The organism is Kribbella ginsengisoli, from assembly GCF_039537185.1.
GTDB lineage: Bacteria > Actinomycetota > Actinomycetes > Propionibacteriales > Kribbellaceae > Kribbella > Kribbella koreensis.
On record NZ_BAABAA010000025.1, the window covers coordinates 25,876 to 43,620 of the forward strand.

The 17,745-nt window shown below is 68.8% G+C and carries 17 protein-coding genes; 7 read left to right on the forward strand and 10 right to left on the reverse strand.

Annotated features, from left to right (window positions below; all coding sequences use genetic code 11):
• The first annotated feature begins 17 nt into the window (after nucleotides 1-17).
• Nucleotides 18-1,205: a S8 family peptidase gene (locus tag ABD768_RS41850; protein ID WP_344850371.1), complete on the forward strand. Its 1,188-nt coding sequence runs from the start codon at nucleotides 18-20 to the stop codon at nucleotides 1,203-1,205.
• Nucleotides 1,206-1,254: 49 nt separating this feature from the next.
• Here the strand turns inward: ABD768_RS41850 and ABD768_RS41855 are convergent, their stop codons facing one another.
• Nucleotides 1,255-1,890, reverse strand: a complete 636-nt coding sequence (locus ABD768_RS41855; RefSeq protein ID WP_344850373.1) for a response regulator — start codon at nucleotides 1,888-1,890, stop codon at nucleotides 1,255-1,257.
• Nucleotides 1,887-3,044: a MacS family sensor histidine kinase gene (gene macS / locus ABD768_RS41860; protein ID WP_344850374.1), complete on the reverse strand. Its 1,158-nt coding sequence runs from the start codon at nucleotides 3,042-3,044 to the stop codon at nucleotides 1,887-1,889. The genes ABD768_RS41855 and macS overlap by 4 nt, the downstream gene beginning before the upstream one ends.
• Nucleotides 3,045-3,281: 237 nt before the next feature.
• On the opposite strand from macS, the gene ABD768_RS41865 reads away from it, so the two are divergent.
• Nucleotides 3,282-5,675 (forward strand): immune inhibitor A domain-containing protein, encoded by a 2,394-nt coding sequence (locus ABD768_RS41865; protein WP_344850376.1) that lies wholly within the window; start codon nucleotides 3,282-3,284, stop codon nucleotides 5,673-5,675.
• A gap of 86 nt (nucleotides 5,676-5,761) precedes the next feature.
• Here the strand turns inward: ABD768_RS41865 and hflX are convergent, their stop codons facing one another.
• The 4 genes from hflX to ABD768_RS41885 all read right to left on the reverse strand — a co-directional run bounded on the left by hflX (nucleotide 5,762) and on the right by ABD768_RS41885 (nucleotide 9,500).
• Complete coding sequence (gene hflX / locus ABD768_RS41870) at nucleotides 5,762-7,267, reverse strand: GTPase HflX (protein ID WP_343983926.1); 1,506 nt, start codon at nucleotides 7,265-7,267, stop codon at nucleotides 5,762-5,764.
• A gap of 82 nt (nucleotides 7,268-7,349) precedes the next feature.
• Complete coding sequence (gene dapF, locus ABD768_RS41875) at nucleotides 7,350-8,192, reverse strand: diaminopimelate epimerase (protein WP_344850379.1); 843 nt, start codon at nucleotides 8,190-8,192, stop codon at nucleotides 7,350-7,352.
• Between the two features lie 19 nt (nucleotides 8,193-8,211).
• Nucleotides 8,212-8,988 (reverse strand): hypothetical protein, encoded by a 777-nt coding sequence (locus tag ABD768_RS41880; protein ID WP_344850381.1) that lies wholly within the window; start codon nucleotides 8,986-8,988, stop codon nucleotides 8,212-8,214.
• Entirely contained in the window at nucleotides 8,985-9,500 is a 516-nt protein-coding gene (locus ABD768_RS41885) for a SigE family RNA polymerase sigma factor (RefSeq protein ID WP_343983932.1), read from the reverse strand. The genes ABD768_RS41880 and ABD768_RS41885 overlap by 4 nt, the downstream gene beginning before the upstream one ends.
• Before the next feature lie 87 nt (nucleotides 9,501-9,587).
• Here ABD768_RS41885 and ABD768_RS41890 point away from each other — a divergent pair, with 87 nt between their 5' ends.
• A complete protein-coding gene (locus ABD768_RS41890) occupies nucleotides 9,588-9,866 on the forward strand; it encodes a hypothetical protein (protein WP_344850383.1) in 279 nt (92 codons plus the stop codon).
• On the opposite strand, the gene ggt is transcribed toward ABD768_RS41890, so the two are convergent.
• The 4 genes from ggt to miaA all read right to left on the reverse strand — a co-directional run bounded on the left by ggt (nucleotide 9,863) and on the right by miaA (nucleotide 14,043).
• On the reverse strand, nucleotides 9,863-11,749 hold the full coding sequence (gene ggt, locus ABD768_RS41895) for a gamma-glutamyltransferase (RefSeq protein ID WP_344850385.1): 1,887 nt from the start codon (nucleotides 11,747-11,749) through the stop codon (nucleotides 9,863-9,865). The genes ABD768_RS41890 and ggt overlap by 4 nt on opposite strands.
• A gap of 86 nt (nucleotides 11,750-11,835) precedes the next feature.
• Nucleotides 11,836-12,543: a hypothetical protein gene (locus ABD768_RS41900; protein WP_344850387.1), complete on the reverse strand. Its 708-nt coding sequence runs from the start codon at nucleotides 12,541-12,543 to the stop codon at nucleotides 11,836-11,838.
• On the reverse strand, nucleotides 12,531-13,067 hold the full coding sequence (locus ABD768_RS41905) for a SigE family RNA polymerase sigma factor (protein WP_343983940.1): 537 nt from the start codon (nucleotides 13,065-13,067) through the stop codon (nucleotides 12,531-12,533). Before ABD768_RS41905 ends, ABD768_RS41900 begins: the two co-directional genes overlap by 13 nt.
• The gene (miaA, locus tag ABD768_RS41910; protein WP_344850390.1) at nucleotides 13,054-14,043 is read right to left on the reverse strand and encodes a tRNA (adenosine(37)-N6)-dimethylallyltransferase MiaA; all 990 of its coding nucleotides are present in this window, start codon (nucleotides 14,041-14,043) and stop codon (nucleotides 13,054-13,056) included. The genes ABD768_RS41905 and miaA overlap by 14 nt, the downstream gene beginning before the upstream one ends.
• A 189-nt stretch (nucleotides 14,044-14,232) precedes the next feature.
• On the opposite strand from miaA, the gene ABD768_RS41915 reads away from it, so the two are divergent.
• From ABD768_RS41915 to ABD768_RS41930, 4 genes are all read left to right on the forward strand, one after another.
• Entirely contained in the window at nucleotides 14,233-14,457 is a 225-nt protein-coding gene (locus ABD768_RS41915; protein WP_344850392.1) for a hypothetical protein, read from the forward strand.
• 76 nt (nucleotides 14,458-14,533) lie between these two features.
• Nucleotides 14,534-14,782 (forward strand): antitoxin, encoded by a 249-nt coding sequence (locus ABD768_RS41920; RefSeq protein WP_343983946.1) that lies wholly within the window; start codon nucleotides 14,534-14,536, stop codon nucleotides 14,780-14,782.
• Nucleotides 14,783-14,857: 75 nt separating this feature from the next.
• Nucleotides 14,858-15,310 (forward strand): NUDIX hydrolase, encoded by a 453-nt coding sequence (locus tag ABD768_RS41925; protein WP_344850395.1) that lies wholly within the window; start codon nucleotides 14,858-14,860, stop codon nucleotides 15,308-15,310.
• A gap of 97 nt (nucleotides 15,311-15,407) precedes the next feature.
• Nucleotides 15,408-17,258 (forward strand): LamG-like jellyroll fold domain-containing protein, encoded by a 1,851-nt coding sequence (locus ABD768_RS41930; protein ID WP_344850397.1) that lies wholly within the window; start codon nucleotides 15,408-15,410, stop codon nucleotides 17,256-17,258.
• The last annotated feature ends 487 nt before the right edge of the window (nucleotides 17,259-17,745 follow it).

Here is a 17,745-nt window from a genome sequence, read left to right on the forward strand (position 1 = left end):
TTCCCAAGGAGGAACCCGTGCGTCGAAGCATCCGTCTGACCCTGGCCGCCGCCATCGTGCCGGCCATCGCCGTGACCACCGCTCTGAGCAGCGCCAGTGCCGCTCCCGCGCCCGACCCCAGCGGCCGGATCATCCTGATCCAGCCGGCGTCCGCCGACCCCGGGGTCACCCCGGTCAAGGACACGTACATCGTCGAACTCAAGCAGGGCAGCCGGCTCGCCAAGATGAAGCTCGGCTTCACCCCGCAGCGCCAGTTCAGCACCGCGGTGAACGGCTTCAGCGCCAAGCTGACCGCTGCCCAGCTGGCCGCTCTGCAGAAGAGCCCGGACGTCGTCGCCATCTCGCAGGACGTTTCCTACCAGGCGATCGACACCACCCAGACCAACCCGCCGTCGTGGGGTATCGACCGGATCGACCAGCGCAACCTGCCGCTGTCGAACTCGTTCACCTACACCCGCACCGGCAGCGGCGTGAACGCCTACATCATCGACTCCGGGATCGACGCGAGCCACCCGAACTTCGGCGGCCGCGCGACCTTCGACTTCAACGCGATCGACACCAACAACACCGACTGCCTCGGCCACGGCACGCACGTCGCCGGCACGATCGGCTCCACCTCGTACGGCGTCGCCAAGGCGGTCCGCCTGCACGGCGTGAAGTGGCTGAACTGCTCCGGCAGCGGTACGGCGTCCGGCGCCATCGCCGCCGTCGACTGGGTCACCGCCCACGCCGTGAAGCCGGCCGTGGCCAACACGTCGTGGAACTTCCCGGCCAACACGACGCTGGAGACCTCGCTGCGCAACATGATCCGGTCCGGCGTCTTCCTGGCCACCTCGGCCGGCAACACCGGCGCCAACTCCTGCAACCTGCTCCCCCGCAAGATCGAGACCGCACTGGTCACCGCGGCGTCGACCCGCACGGATGCCCGCGCGTCGTACTCCAGCACCGGCTCCTGCGTGGACGTCTACGCGCCCGGCTCGGACATCGTCTCCACCCTGCCCGGTAACACCACCGGCTCGTACAACGGCACCTCGATGGCCACGCCGCACGTCGCCGGCGTCGCCGCGCTCTACCTGCAGACCAGCCCGTCGGCCACTCCGGCCACGGTCAAGTCCTACATCGAGACCAACGCCACCCCGAACGTCGTCTCCGGCGGCACGACCGGTGGCACCGTGAACCGTCTGCTCTACAGCAACGGTCTCTAGACCCCTGCCGAGTACGCCGTACCGGTTCCGCCCCAACCGGTACGGCGTACTACTCGGCCTGGTCGATCCCGTTCTCTATCGCGTAGCGGACGAGCTCCGCGCGGTTGTGGAGCTGCAGCTTCCGCAAGGTGTTCTGTACGTGGTTCTCGACCGTCCGGTGCGACAACACCAGGCGAGTAGCGATCTGCCGGGCGGTCAGCCCGCGCGCCACCAGCCGCAGTACCTCTGTCTCTCGGTCGGTCAGCTGCGGCACCTCCGGCCCGGCACCGAGCCGCCGGTACTCCCCCAGCAGCAACCCAGCCAGTCCCGCACTGAAGACAGCATCGCCGTCGGCAGTACGCCGTACCGCGTCGTCGAACTCGTCCAGCGACGCCGACTTGACCAGATACCCCGAGGCACCGTTCTTCACAGCGGCCAGTACGTCGGCCTGCTCCGCGCTGGCCGACAGGACGAGCACCCTGGTGTCCGGGAGCGCCGCAGTGATCTCCCGGGTCGCATCGACGCCAGAGCCGTCGCCCAGCTGCAGATCCATCACCACGACGTCGGGCCTCGTCGCCAGGGCGATCTTGACCGCCCCCGTCACGTCCGAAGCCGTCGCGCACACGTCGTACCCACGACTGCCCAGATCCCGCGCGACGCCTTCACGCCACATGGGGTGATCGTCGACGATCATCACCCGCGTCATGTCTTGCTCACCTTCATCTCCCACTCGGTGCCTTCGCCCGGGGCCGTCCGGACCGTGACCTTGCCGCCCAGATCGGCGATCCGGCCGCGGATCGACTGACTCACCCCGAGGTGCCCGCGGGCATCGAGCTGGTCCGGCGTCGTCCCGACCCCATCGTCGCGGATCGACAACAACACCTCGGTACCCAGGTCTTCGACCACCACCCATGCCGAAGCCCCCGGGCCGGCGTGTTTGCTGACGTTGCTCAACGCCTCCTTGACGACGGCCACCAGCTCGGTCGCCCGCGCGGTCGCCACCAGCACCTGACCCGCCGGTACGACGACGTCCACCCGCGGCGTCGCCAGCGGCAACAGCAGCATGCACAGATCGATCCGGCCGCGATCACCGGTGGCGGCCCGGGTCGCCATCAGAGTCCGTAGCGCGACCTCCTGCTCCGCGGCGAGAGCAGCCAGCTCGACCGCCTCGCCACCGATCGCATTGCCCCGGCGCTGCACCTGGGCGAGCACCTGGAGTACGCCGTCGTGGATCGACCGGCTGAGCCGGAGCCGCTCGGCGGTCGCGCTCTCGGTGGCGATCGCGTCGCGCAGTCTGGTGGTGGCCCGGCGCATCGTGCTGGCGGCGTACCCGACGACCAGGCCGGCGACGAGCAGCAGCTGGACGTTACTGAGGATCCTGGACGCGTTGTCGACCCCGCGCAGCGAGAGCAGCGCCAGGCTGACCGTCGCGGCGCCGAGCAGCCCACCGTCGCGACCGCGGGAGATGGCCAGCGCGAGCACCGGACCGGCCACCCAGACCGAGGTGAGGACCGACGCGCCGCCGCGGATGTCGATCAGCGGCTGGGCCAGCAGGGTCAGGTACATACAGCCGACCGAGACGATCAGATCGGCGAATGCCAGTCGCGTATTGCGACGGCCCCAATGCCGACTGTAACCAATTGACGCAATCACCGTCCAAAGGCCCATCACGGCCAGTTGAATCACCGCGCCGGACGGCCGGGCAATTCCGTCCCAGCGGCTCCAGACGCCGAAACAGGCGAATCCCCAGGTGATCACCCGGAAGACCACCAGCGCCCGCCACAGCGGCAGCATCAGGTCGACCACCTCGCCGTCCGAGCGGGTGGCGTCGGCACGCAGGCCGCCCAGGGACACATCCATAGCGCACAGTGTGCCAATCGGCCCGGCCGCGACGCTGCGTTGCCCTACTCCAGTGTGTTGAGTGGTCTTACTCATTGCGTGCGTGCATGATTCCCCGCTGTTGCGTGGAAAATTCTGCGAAACCACTTCAGCAACGCCGATTTTCCCCGTACTGTCGCGCAGAAGTACACGCTCGGGGGAGCCATGAACACGTTGCGTCACAAGCGCGGCGTGCTTTTTCTGTACAGGGAGGGAATCGTGCGCAAAGTATCTGCCGGGCTGTTCAGCCTGGCTCTGGCGACGACGTTCGGCTTGAGTATGGCCTCAGCCGGCAACGCCGCCCAGCTGCCGGCCGGGCCTGCCGCCGCACCGGCGGTGAGCGAGCCCCAAGCCACCTCGGACGAGCTGCCGAACCCGGCCGAGGACAAGCGCCGGGAACTGCGTGAGGAAGCCCTCACGAAGGTCCTGAACGGGACCGCCAAGGCCGAGAAGCGCGGCGCCAGCACGGTCGTCAAGCTCGGCAAGAAGGACAAGGGCGTCAAGGGCAGCCTGACCGCCGGCAAGACCGCCTCGGCGGCCAAGGCCAAGGTCGACGAGTACGTCGAGCTGAGCCGCGAGAAGACCGACAAGATCTTCGTCGTCCTCGCCGAGTTCGGCAACGAGCGGCACCCGAACTACCCGGACAAGGACCAGGCGCCGGCCATCCCCGGTCCGGCCACCTTCGAGGGACCGCTGCACAACGCGATCCCGGCGCCCGACCGGTCGGTGGACAACTCCACCGTCTGGCAGGCCAACTATGACCAGGCGCACTACCAGCAGCTGTACTTCGGCGACGGCAACTCCGTCAAGAAGTACTACGAGAAGCAGTCGTCCGGCCGGTACAGCGTCGACGGCGAGGTCACCAACTGGGTCAAGGTCAAGTACAACGAGGCCCGCTACGGCCGGTCCAACGGCTTCCCGTGCGCCGGCAACGTCTGCAACAACACCTGGGCGCTGGTCGCCGACGCGGTGAACCAGTGGGTCGCCGACCAGAAGGCCGCCGGCCGCACCACGGCCGAGATCAAGGCCGACCTGGCGACGTTCGACCAGTGGGACCGTTACGACTACGACGGTGACGGCAACTTCAACGAGCCCGACGGTTACATCGACCACTTCCAGATCGTCCACTCCGGTGGCGACCAGGCCGATGGCGACCCGCAGCAGGGTGAAGACGCCATCTGGTCGCACCGCTGGTACGTCGGTGTCGCGGGCGGCCCGGCCAACAACCCGGCCGGCGGCGCACAGATCGGTGACACCGGCCTGTGGGTCGGCGACTACACGATCCAGCCGGAGAACGGCGGGATCAGCGTCTTCGCGCACGAGTTCGGCCACGACCTCGGTCTGCCGGACCTCTACGACACCTCCGGTGCCGCGGTCGAGAACGGCGTCAACTGGTGGTCGATCATGGCGCAGAGCCGGGTCAGCAAGCCCACCGACGGCGGCATCGGCGAGCAGGCGGCCGACTTCGGCGCCTGGGAGAAGCTGCAGCTGGGCTGGCTGGACTACGAGATCGTCGCGGCCGGCCAGGAGCGCAAGCTCGAGCTCGGCCCGCACGAGTACAACTCGACCAACCCGCAGGCGGTCGTGGTCACGCTGCCGAAGAAGCTGGTGACGTCGCCGCTGCAGCCGCCGGCTGTCGGCGCGAAGTCGTGGTGGAGCGGTCGCGGTGACAACTTCACCCACACGATGAACCGTCAGGTCGCGATCCCGGCCGGCACCACGTCGCTGACGTTCCAGGCCAACTGGTCCATCGAGGACTGTGGCCCGGACACCGCCTGTGACTACGCCTACGTCGAGGTCAACGACGGCTCCGGCTACAAGCCGATCGCCGGCGACATCACCCACCCGGGTGAAGGCAACGGCATCGACGGTGACAGCAACGGCTGGAAGCCAGCCACGTTCGACCTGTCCGCCTACGCGGGCAAGACGGTCGGCCTGCAGTTCCGCTACACCACCGACCCGAACACCGGTGGCTTCGGCATCCACGTCGACGACATCAAGGTGACCAACGGCGCCACCACCGTGCTGAGTTCGGGTGCGGAGGCGACGCCGGAGGGCTGGACGCTGAACGGCTTCAGCTCGGTCGGCGCGACGCTGACCACGCCGTACGACAACTACTACATCGCGTCGCACCGCAACTACGTCTCCTACGACGAGAACCTGAAGACCGGCCCGTACAACTTCGGTTGGGCCAACTCCCTGCCGGACAAGGTGGAGCACTTCCCGATGCAGGAGGGTCTGCTGATCTCCTACTGGGACACCTCGATGGGCGACAACAACGTCAACGTCCACCCCGGTTCGGGCGAAATCCTCCCGATCGACTCGCACCCGACCCCGATCAACCGTCTCGACGGTGGCATCTGGCGTCCGCGGGTCAGCGGCTACGACGCGCCGTTCGGACTGACGAAGGCCGACTCGTTCACGCTGCACCTGAACGGCCAGGCCAGCTACATCCGCGGCCAGGCAGCTCAGCCGCTGTTCAACGACAGCCTGTCCTACTGGGACGCCACGCAGCCGCAGAACAGCGTCAAGGTGCCGAACAACGGCGTCAACATCCGGGTCACCTCGCGCGACAACACCTCGCTCAAGGTTCGCATCTCCTCCCGGAACTGATCACCTGATCAGAGCACCACAAGCCAGCGGCCCCCGGGATCTCTCCCGGGGGCCGCTGGTCTTCGTAGTACCGAGTGGGCTGCAGGTCAGACGACGAACGCGTACTTCGCGAGGTCGCCGGCCAGGTCGGCGTGGACCCGGGCCGTCACCCGGGTGCCGTCGCCGGTGTGCTCGAGCTGGTCGACCGCACCCTCGGAGTGGATCCGCGAGACCAGGTCGCCGCGGTCGTACGGGAGCAGCAGGTCGACGGCCACGTCCGGGCTCGGCAGGGCCGCCTCGACCAGGGTGCGGAGCTTGTCGATGCCCTCGCCGGTGTGCGCGGACACGACGATCGCGCCGGTCTCCCGGTGCAGGATCGGCGCGAGCGCCATCGGGTCGGCCACGTCGCCCTTGTTGATGACGATGATCTCCTGCACGTCGCCGGCACCGATCTCGGCCAGCACCTCACGGACCGCGTTGATCTGCGCGATCGGGTCCGGGTGCGAGCCGTCCACCACGTGCAGCAGCAGGTCCGCGTCGGCGACCTCCTCCAGCGTCGAGCGGAACGCCTCGACGATGTCGTGCGGCAGGTGCCGGACGAACCCGACGGTGTCGGTGAAGGTGTAGACCCGGCCGTCCGAGGTCGTCGTACGACGGGTCGTCGGGTCCAGGGTCGCGAACAGCGCGTTCTCGACCAGTACGCCGGCGTTCGTCATGCTGTTCAGCAGCGACGACTTGCCCGCGTTCGTGTACCCGGCGATCGCGACCGACGGGATCGAGTGCCGGCGACGCTCCTGGCGCATCGTCGAACGGGTGCTCTTCAGGTCCTTCAGCTCACGCCGCAGCTTGGCGATCTTGGTGTTGATCCGGCGCCGGTCGGTCTCGATCTTGGTTTCACCAGGACCACGACCACCGATACCGCCACCAGCCGCACCCACCCGGCCACCGGCCTGGCGGGACAGGTTTCCACCCCAACCACGCAGCCGCTGCTTCATGTACTGCAGCTGGGCCAGCTCGACCTGGGCCTTGCCTTCCTTGCTCTTCGCGTGCTGGGCGAAGATGTCGAGGATCAGCGCGGTCCGGTCGACCACCTTGACCTTCAGCTTGTCTTCCAGGTTGCGCAGCTGGGCGGGCGCCAGCTCGCCGTCCGCGATCACCGTGTCTGCGCCGAGCGCGGCAACCAGGTTGCGCAGGTCTGCCACCTTGCCGCTACCGATGTAGGTGGCCGGGTCGGGCTTCTTGCGCCGCTGGATCACGCCGTCGAGCACCTCGGAACCGGCCGTCTCGGCGAGCAGCTTCAGCTCGGCGAGCGAGTTCTCGGCGTCCTCGGCGCTGCCGTCGGTCCACACGCCGACCAGCAGCACGCGCTCCAGCAGCAGCTTGCGGTACTCGACCTCGCTGATGTCCGTCAGCTCGGTCGACATCCCCACCACGCGCCGCAGCGCCTGGCGTTCCTCCAGCTCTAGGCCTTCGGTGTTCTCCTCGGCGGAGTAGTCATGGTCTCGTTGGTAACCCGACGACGAGTCGCTGTCCTCGTCGTCGAGCACGTCGTCCTGGAGCAGGTCGAGGTCGGCGTCGGTGGTCTCGTCGTATGCGTTCGATTGGGTCGTCATATACCTTCCATCGTGGCACGGCTCACCCACACAGGCGACCCGATTTCACTTCCAACGACCCAGCGGCGCGCCGAATTCCCGTTCAGGCGGGCAGCCAGGAGCGGTCGAAGTCGCCGCGGGCGTGGATCACGGCCGGGCCGGTGAGCTCCAGGTGGTTGTCTTCGCGCCAGTTCACGGTCACAGAACCACCCGGTACTACGACGCTGTACGTGACCGGTGGGGCCTGGTGGGCCGCCCGGGTGGCGGCGACTGCCACGGCACAGGTGCCCGTTCCGCAGGAGCGGGTCTCCCCCGAGCCTCGTTCGTGGACCCGCATGGCGACCTCGTTCGGGCCTTTGCGGACTACGAACTCGATGTTGACGCCGTGCGGGAACGCGTTTGCCGGGGACCAGCTGGGCTGGTCGCAGAGGTTGCCCGGCTCATCGAGCGAGTCGACGAAGGCCACGGCGTGCGGGTTGCCCATGTCGACGTGGAGGGCGGGCCATTGGTGGCCGTTCGCCTCCACGACGATGCCAGCCGGTCCGGGGAGGGCCGGTGCGCCCATGTCGACGGTGATGGTGCCGTCGTCGTTGAGCACGACCTCCTTCACCCCGGCGCGAGTCCCCACCCGGACGGGCTTGTCGCCCACCAGACCGGCCTCGGCCAGGTACCGGACGAAGACCCGGACGCCGTTGCCGCACATCTCCGCGATCGAGCCGTCGGCGTTGCGGTAGTCCATGAACCAGTCGCCGCCGTCCTCGACGTACGCCTGCTTCGACCCCTCGATCACCCGCAGCACGCCGTCGGCGCCAAGCCCCGCATGCCGGTCGCACAGGAACCGGACGACACTCGCGTCCAGCTCACCGTGCACGGAGCCGTCGGGATCGGGCAACAGCACGAAGTCGTTCTCCGTGCCGTGCCCTTTGAGCCAGGGGAAAGTACTCACGCGGTCAAGCCTACGGCCGCTACTTCGCGAAGCTGCAGGAGGCCGTGAACCGGAGCAGGGTCGGCAGGTCCCAGCCGAGGGCCCGGGGTCCTGTGGTCTGGAGCAGCTGGGTGGGACCCATCCGCATGTGCACGTCCCGCGAGGTGATCGCCTTCGGCAGGTCGGACAAGGTCGCGACGGCCTGCCGCGAGCCCGCCATCACGTGCGGCAGACTTTCCCAGGTCTGGCCGTACTTCTCGACGAGCAGCTGCCCGTTCTCGTTCCAGATCTTGGCGTGCCGGACCGTGAGCCGGGTGCTGGACTCGTCGTATTTGGTGGGGTCCAGCTCCGGGTTCTGGAAGACCAGGCTCGAGGACGCGATCTTCGAGGACTTGTAGACGACCGGCTCCCAGCCCTCGGGCTTCAGGCCGCAGACGAGGTCGGTGCCCGGCCGGACGACGCCGTCGGGGACGAGTTTGACGGGCGTGGCCGGTGCCGGGGCCTGGACCGGCGGGTGCGTGCGGTCCGGCGGCCCGGACTTGGCTGTCGTAGGCACCGACGACGGCAGGACAGCGTTGGCGGGTGGGGCGGGCTGCCCCGCCGGCCCGGAGCCGAGGCCGGTGTCGTGAGCTCCGGGGAGCACCGCCCAGGCCCCCACGGCCATCACGGCGAGCACGGTGGCGCCCCCGCCCACCCCCGCCAACTGCCGGCGGCGAGCCGAGCGCTTGCCCCGGCGAAGGTCGCCCAGCAGGTCGTCGTCGGTGAGGATCGGGTCGGGTCCGGCGGCTTGGTCGAGCAAGGTCTTCAGATCGGTCATGGCACGCGCTCCAAGGTTTCCAGGGGGTTGTCGATGAGATCGCGCAGCTTCTCCAGGCCGCGGGCCGTCTGACTCTTCACGGTGCCCTGGCTGCAGCCCATCAGTTCGGCCACGGTGGCGGTGTCGAGGTCGCGGAAGTACCGCAGGACCACCGCCACCCGCTGGCGTTTGGGCAACTGGGCCAGGGCGTCCAGGACGGTCAGCCGGTCGGCCTGGTCCGGCCCGGGGGTGGGCGCGGCGTCGAGCATCTCCGCCGTCGCCGTCTCGCGGTGGCGCCACAACCGGCGCCGCTCGTCGATGAAGGCGTTCACCAGGATCCGGTCCGCGTACGACGCGGCGCCCTCCTCGTGCCGGACCTTGCTCCAGTGCACGTACAGCTTGGTCAACGCGACCTGGACCAGGTCCTCGGCCCAGTGCGTGTCGCCCAGGGTGAGCAGCCTCGCGGTCCTGAGCATTCGCCCGCGATGCGCGGCGACGTACTCCAGATACTCCTTGTCCTGCGGCCCAGCCATCGGCCCTCCAGTGCTCGGTGCGATCTCCACCCTGAACTACAGGTCGGGTCGTCGATCGGTTGCACGGATTCGTCGTACGGTTTGCGCATGGGTGAGCAGGTGGTCGCGTACTTCTGGGAGCGGGAGGACGCGGAGCAGGTGGCCGGTCAGCTCGACGCTGTCGTGCGGCGGGACCGGTTTCAGGGGGAAGACGACGACGAGGACCATCCGTGGATGGTCCTCGTGCCGGGTGGTGTCGATTTGGCTGTGGTCGAGCCGTTGGTCACGCAGTACGACGGCTGGCTCGACGCCGGTGATGCCGGAGCACCGCCGTCTGTCGAGCCGCCGCCGTTGCCTACTGCTCCTAAGAGGTTGAAGAAGGGTTAGTTCGGCCAGAGCTGGTCGACCGTGCCGGCCGCGCCGCCACCGCGACGCTTCGGTTCGGCCGCGGCGAGATAACCGCCGTGGGGCAGCACTTCGAGCGCGGCGACCGCACCGATCTCGGCAGCCGACGTGAGGGCGTCACCCGCCGGTACCAGCGTGTGGCCGTACGGCTTGAGCGCCGTCCCATAGGCGTCGATGAACGGCGGCTCGGCCGTGACGTTGGCCGTGTTGCGCTGGGACGCCCGCGGCGCGGCGATCGCGTCGGGCAGGGTCATCCCCCGGTCCAGCCGGTTGGTCAGCGTCTGCAGCACGGTGGTGATGATGGTGGAGCCACCCGGCGAACCGAGCGCGAGGAACGGCTTGCCGTTCTTCAGCACGATCGTCGGCGACATCGAGGACCGCGGCCGCTTGTTCGGCTGGATCCGGTTCGGGTCGGCCGGGTCGGGGATCGCGGTGAAGTCGGTCAGCTCGTTGTTCAGCAGGAAGCCACGGCCGGGGACGAGGATGCCGGAGCCGCCGGTCTGCTCGATCGTCAGCGTGTACGAGACGATGTTGCCCCACTTGTCGGCGGCAACGAGGTGCGTCGTCGACAGGCCTTCGGTGTCGGCCTTGTCCTCGTGCGCGATACCGGCCGGGCAACCGGAGTACGAGCCGTCCGGCGAACCGGGCTGCAGCGGCTTGACCGCCGCCTTGGCCGGGTCGATCAGGCAGGACCGCTCGGCGCCGAATCCCTTGGACAGCAGCTCCTTCTGCGGTACGTCGACGAACGCCGGGTCGCCGACGTACTTGCCGCGATCGGCGAACGCGAGCGCCGACGCCTCGAGGTAGGAGTGCAACGCCTGCGGAGTCGACTGGGTCGACAACTTCAACGGGGCAAGGATGTTGAGCGCCTCGCCGACCGTCGTCCCACCGGACGAGGACGGCGCCATCCCGTAGACGTCCAGACCGTCGTAGGAGACCTTCGTCGGTGCCTGCTTGATCACCTTGTACTTCGCCAGGTCGGCCGTGGTGAGGTGGCCGGGCATCACCGGCAGCGTCGCGCCCGGGGCCTTCGGCGGCGTCTGCACGACCGTCGCGATCTCCTGCGCCAACGGCCCGGTGTAGAAGGCGGACGGGCCCTTCTTGCCGAGCAGCTCGTACGTCTTGGCGAGGTCCTTGTTCTTGAACACCGACCCGACGACGGGCGCGTCCCCGTTCGGCAGGTAGAGCGCGGCCGTCGGCGTGATCGCCGAGAACCGGGCCTTGTTGTCGAGCGTCTGGTTGCGGAAGGTCTGGTCGATCACGAACCCGCGATCGGCCAGGTCCGCGGCCGGCTTGAGCGCCTTGCCCAGCGACAGCGAGCCCCACGAGTGCAAGGCGGCGTCCCAGGTCGCGAGCGTGCCGGGGATGCCGACCGAGACGCCGGACGTCACCAGGTCGGGGAAGAACGTGTACGGCTTGCCGGGCGTCGCCGGGTTGAGGAAGGCGTCCTCGGGCATCGTCGCGGGCGCGGTCTCGCGGCCGTCGATCGTGTAGACCTTGCGGTCCTTCGCGCTGTAGTAGACGAAGTAGCCGCCCCCACCGACGCCGGCGGAGTACGGCTCGGTGACGCCGAGCGCTGCGGCGGTCGCGACGGCCGCGTCGACGGCGTTGCCGCCACGGCGCAGGACGGAGACGCCGATGTTGGTCGCGTCGGCGTCCACGGAGGCGACGGCGCCGCCGAAGCCGACCGCGGTGGCGTACTTCTTGGTGGGCTGCGCGGTGTGGTCGTCGGTCTGCGCGGCAAGCTGGCGAGGCGGCTCGGCGGTGCGCTGGGCAATGGCCGCGGTGCTCGCGGTCAGGCCGGCCAGGCCGGCCAGGACGAGCGTTCCCGCTGTCAGGGTGGCGGCCAGGCGGGTGGGGGTCACGGGTCCTCCGCGGGTTCGGCGTACAGGGACAGGCCCTTGCCTACCCGCTCCGGAGCCAGTACGCCACTCTTAGCGAGTCCGTATCGTCAGTTGACCGTGCAGGAGGCCATGAAGCGGCGGAGCAGATCGTCGTTCCAGTCCTTGTTGCCGGCCGGGAGCTGGACCAGCAGCCAGCGGTCGCCGAGCAGCACCTGGCCGGACTCGCGGCCTTCGCTGGTACCGAGGTGGAAGACCTTGCCCGCGGACTCGGACACCCGGATGCCCTGCAGGCTCCGGGCCGCGTCGATCGCCTGGACGTCGAGTCCACCGTCGGCGCCGAGATCAGCGGTCCGCATGGTCGGCGGAGCGAGCTGGATGTGGTTGGCGTCGAGCGGCGCTCTCAGCGCCCAGCCCTCCGGCGCCAGCGAGCAGCTGATGTTGTTCCAGGCTGTCCGGTTGGCGATCAGCGTGACGGCGGCGCCGAAGGTCGACATCGTGCTCTCGTCGGCCCCTGCGCTCGGCTCGGCCGACTTCGCCATCGGGCTGCCTGCCTCGGCGCCCGCGGCGGAAGCAGCATCTTCAGGGCCCCCCGCGACCTCCGACTGGCCCGCGCCCCACCACTTGACCTGGTTCCCGACGGCGAGCACCGCGGTCGTCGCCGCGGCGATGCACAGTACGCCGGTGACGCGGCGGCGCGCCCTGATCCGGCGCAGCGCACGGCGGCCACGCGCCACGTCCGCGTCCACGTCAGCTGCCGGCAGTCCGTCGACCGCATGGTCGGCGAACCCCTGGAGCAGCTTCTTCACGTCGTCCACTTGTCGGTACTCCCCGTCGCGGGATCCGTGGCCGGGTCGTCGGCCATCAGGTCCTTCAGTCGTTTCAAAGCTTTCGCGGTCTGGCTCTTCACGGTGCCTTCGGTGCATTCCAGGATCCGGGCGCAGCTGGAGACGTCGAGATCCTCGAAGTACCTGAGCACCAGGACCGCCCGTTGCCTGGGCGCCAGGTCCAGCAGCGCCTTGCGGACGGCCAGGGTGTCCACCGGATCCGTCTGCTCCGACAGCCTCGGCTCGAACGTCTCGGCGGTCACCACCTCGGGGTGGCGGCCGGCCCGGCGGCGCTCGTCCAGGAAGGCGTTGACCAGGATGCGGTGCGCATACGGCCCGGCGCCTTCGTGCCGGATCCGGTGCCAGTGCACATACACCCGCGTGCAGGCGGTCTGGACCAGATCCTCGGCGGTGTGCACATCCCCCGCGGTGAGCAACATCGCCGTTCTCATCAGTCTGCTGCGGTCCGCGACGACGTACTCGCGGAACTCGGCCTCACGGTCACCCCCTCGCATCGACAGCCCCCAGGCCCTCTTCCACCTCAACTACGCCGGTGGGGCTCAGATGGTTGCCTCGGATCACTCGCAATGCTTGGTCTACTAGGTCGGGCGCATCCCAAGGCAGCCAGGTGATCCGGGGGTCCTTGCGGAACCAGGAGTCCTGCCGGCGGGCGAAGCGCCGGGTCGCCTGGGCGGTCCGTTGCCGGGCCTCGGTCTCGGACAGTTCGCCGCGCAGCAACGCGATCACCTGCGAGTAGCCGAGCGCGCGGTTCGCGGTACGGCCGTCCAGCAAGCCCTTGCCCAGCAGGTCTTCCACCTCGTCGACGAAACCGTTGTCGAACATCCGGTCCACCCGCCGATCGATCCGCTCGTCCAGGACCGGCCGCGGGACGTCGAGACCGAGCTGGACGGCGCCCGGGTAGACATACGTGTGCTCAGGCAGCGTGGCGACGTACGGGCCGCCGGTGATCTCGATGACCTCGAGGGCGCGGACGATGCGGCGGCCGTTGCTCGGCAGGATCTGCGCGGCGGCCGCCGGGTCGACCTCGGCCAGTCGCTGGTGCAGAGCGCCGGAGCCGTGCTCCTCCAGCTCGGCCTCGAGGCGCTCGCGGAGTACAGGATCGGTACCGGGGAACTCGAAGTCGTCGAGGATCGCCCTGACATAAAGCGCGGACCCACCGGCCAGCACCGGAACCACCTGACGCCGCAGGCAGTCGTCGATCGCGCTCCGGGCCAGCTGCTGGAACTCGGCCACCGTCGCGGTCTGGGTGACGTCGAGGATGTCGAGCAGATGATGCGGTACGCCGGACCGCTCGGCCACCGTGATCTTCGCCGTCCCGACGTCCATCCCGCGGTAGACCTGCATGGCGTCGGCGTTCACCACCTCGCCGGTGCCCGACTCGTCCGGCAACTGCTTGCAGAGGGCAACCGACAGGTCGGATTTTCCGGCCGCCGTGGGGCCGACGACGGCGACGACGAGTGACTCGACCATCCTCTTAGTGTGACAGTGCCGGTCGCCGGGCCCGGTGACCGGCGTGAACTCTGGGACAAGGAACCGTCATCGGGGTTGTGGTGACCCCCTGAGTTCGATAGGAACGTGGCAAGGAGTTACGGTCCGGACCGCATCGGCGATTCGGGGGGCCGAAACACATCGCAGCACCTTGACTCGGGAGGAACATTCGTGACGAATCAGTTCGAAGAAGAAGCCGCGGCGGCCGGCGAAGAAGGCATCGACGAGGTCAGTGAGCTGAAGCAGAGCGGCGGCGACGTCGAGCTGAAGGCCAGTGGCGGCGATGTCGAGTTCAGCGGCGGCGACGTCGAGTTCGGCGACCTCGACGGTGACGGCGACGAGGAGGGCACGGACTCCGGCGGCGACGTCGAATCCGGACCCCGCGATCTCGCCTGACCCACCTCCCACACCTGGGGCCCTGTTGGTGGGAAGATCACCGCTAGCTGTCTGTAAGTAGTTCACTACGCTAGGAATGGGAGCCCCCGAGATGGGCATCTTCGACAAGTTCAAGGGCAAGGCCGAGGACCTCAAGGAAAAGGCCGGCGACCTGGTCGACCAGCACGGCGACAAGGTCGGCGAGGGTCTCGACAAGGCCGGCGACTTCGTTGACGAGAAGACCGGCGGCAAGTACGGCGACAAGATCGACCAGGGCGTCGACAAGGCCAAGGACGGCCTCGACGGGCTGGACGGCCAGAACGACGACATCGCCGACAAGGCCTGAGCTTCTCAGTCGAGGGCCGCAAGGGGATCCCCCCTTGCGGCCCTCGCTCATGTCCGGGACCTAGGGTTGGGGCGCATGGATCGGTTTCGGGTGATTCCCGCGGCGTACGTGGCACTGCGGCGAGGCGACGAGGTGTTGTTGTTGCTGAGGGCCAACACCGGGTACATGGACGGCTTCTGGGCGATGGCGGCCGGGCATGTCGAGCAGGGCGAGTCCGTACTGGCGGCGGCGATCCGCGAAGTCCGCGAGGAGGTCGGGGTGGAGATCGATCCGGCCGACCTGGTGCCGGTCACGGCGATGCACCGGACCGGCGGCAACGGGCTGCCGATCGACGAGCGGGTCGACTTCTTCTTCACCACCACCCGCTGGACCGGCGAGCCCCGGCTGATGGAGCCGGGCAAGGCGGCCGGCCTCGAGTGGTTCTCCCTCGACAAGCTGCCGGATCCGGTCGTACCGCACGAGGCGCGCGTTCTGGCCGGGCTGCGTTCGGGTGGTCTGCCTGCGGTGATCGCGCAGGGTTTCGAGTAGTTCTTTTGGCGTTCATGTTGGTTAGGACAAAGGCGTTCTAGAGTGCCAGGCGATGCGCCGGGGCGTGAGGCACCCGGCTTCTAGGCCGGAGGCACCGATGGGCGAGCAGGCTGCGGGACAGACAGAGGGCGGGACGAGTCGGCGGCGGCTCCTCCAGGCGGGAGCGCTGGGTGCGGGCGCGGCGGTCGTCGGAGGTGCGGTGAGCGGAGTACCGGCATCGGCGGCCGGGCTGTCGGCGAGCAGCGTTTCGTCGGGCCGGCCCGATGTGGAGGACCCGCGGTTCACACTGGCGGTCGTACCGGACACGCAGTATATGTTCGACGAGGACCGGGGCGACCCGGCGCCGCTGACCGCGACCTTCGAGTACCTGATCGACCAGCGCGGCGTCGACAACATCGTCTTCACCGCGCATCTCGGCGACGTCACGCAGAACGCGCAGGCCCGTGAGTTCGCCCAGGCCGACCCGGTGTTCGCGGTGATGGACCGGGCGCGGATGCCGTACAGCGTGCTCGCGGGCAACCACGACATCGACGGCAGCAAGGACGACCAGCGCGGCGATTCGCCGTACCTGCAGGTGTTCGGGCCGCAGCGGTTCAAGCGGATGAGCACCTACGGCGGCTCGACGCCGGACGGCTACAACTCGTACCACGTCTTCCGCGCGGGCGGCCGGCAATGGTTGCTGCTGGCAATGGACTGGCGGCCCTCCGACGCGGGCTTCGCCTGGGCCCGCAAGGTGATCGCCGAGCACCCGACGCTGCCGGTGATCCTGACGACGCACGAGCTCGTGTACGCCAACGACGACGGTGGCGTCGCGTACCTCTCCGACCACGGCAACCGGGTCTGGGAGCAGCTGGTCGACGGCAATGATCAGATCTTCCTGACCCTGAACGGCCACTACTGGCCGCCCGGCCGGACGGTCCGCAAGAACGCCGCCGGGCACGACGTCCACCTGCACATCACCAACTACCAGGACCGGTACTACGGCGGCGGCGCGATGATCCGCCTCTACCACTTCGACCTGGTCCGGAACACGATCGATGTCGAGACGATCAACCCGTGGATCCTCGCGCAGAAACCGGGTAGCCGGTCGCTGCTGGCCGAGCAGGAGGTCGAGCTGACCAGCGACGTCAACCGCTTCAGCCTGCCGATCGACTTCGCTGCTCGCTTTGCCGGGTTCGCTCCTGAGCCGGTACGGCCTGCGCGGCCGGCTGCTGAGCTGGTGATCCCGGGGACGGTTGCGTACTGGCGGCTCGATGGGCCGGTCGGGTCGCGGGTGGTGGATCACTCGGGTCGGGGCAACGATCTGACGCCGGTGTTGTTGCCGGGCAGCCCTGCGGACAGCTTGAAGACGTCCGCCGAGTTCCACCCGGATCAGCCGGGGCATGCGAGCTGGGTGTTCGGTGGCGGTAAGAACCCGGGACGAGGTGGGTATTTGCGGACGGCCGACAACGCGCCGCTGAACCGGATGACGTTCAAGGGCGGGTACACGATCGAGGCGTTCGTGAAGCTCTCCGATGATGGCGCCGATCATTCGTGGGAAGGGCTGCTGAGCCGGCTTGGTACAGGTACTGACGCCGGCAAGACCGGCAGTGACCCGTCGGAGCCGGTGGTCAACCTCGCCTTCTCGGGTGGGCGGGAGCTGCAATGGGCGGTCTATCCGCTGGACAAGAACGACACGTTCACGAACTGGGGGCACGAGGAGGTCGCCGGCCGTTGGTTCCACCTCGCGGTGGTCAACGACGGACGCCACACCACGCTCTACATCGACTCCTCAGAGCTGCTGCGCAATCCGTCCACCCGCTCCAACGGGCTGGCGACCGCAGGCAAGGCATGGCTGCTGGGAGCGAACCACTACGCGAACAACATCGAGCAAGCCTTCGCAGGCCACATCGGCGAACTACGGATCGTGGACCGCGCGCTGACGCTGAAGGAATTCCTCAACGCCTAAGCACCCCGCCCTGCCGCCAGCCCGGCGTTGCTACGCGGCACCCACGGCGAAGGACCGCGATTCGCGGCTCCCGGGGCCGCATGGATCCCCGGGGTCGCGCGGCTCCCGGGGTCGCATGGATCCCCGGGGTCGCGCGGCTCCCGGCGTCGCACGGGCCCCGGTTCGCGCGGGTCCCGGGGTTGCGCGGGTCGCGGGGTCGCGGGGGTCCGGGGGTCGCGGGGTCGCGGGGTCGCGGGGTCGCGGGGGGGGTCACGGGGGTCGCGGGGTCGCGGGGTCTTGGGGGTCGCGGGGGTCCCCGGGGCGCGCGGGTTCCGCGGAGGTTGCCGGCGGCAACGGCCGGAGCGGGGTGCACGCCCAACTCGGTGGGCAACCGCTTACCTCGGCGTGTTGGAGCTGTTCGCGAGGGTTGTGCGTGCATGGCGGCCCGGGCCTGGCGCTTCATCTCAGCCGGACAGGTCTGCCAGTGGAGTTCGGCGTCGCGCGGCGA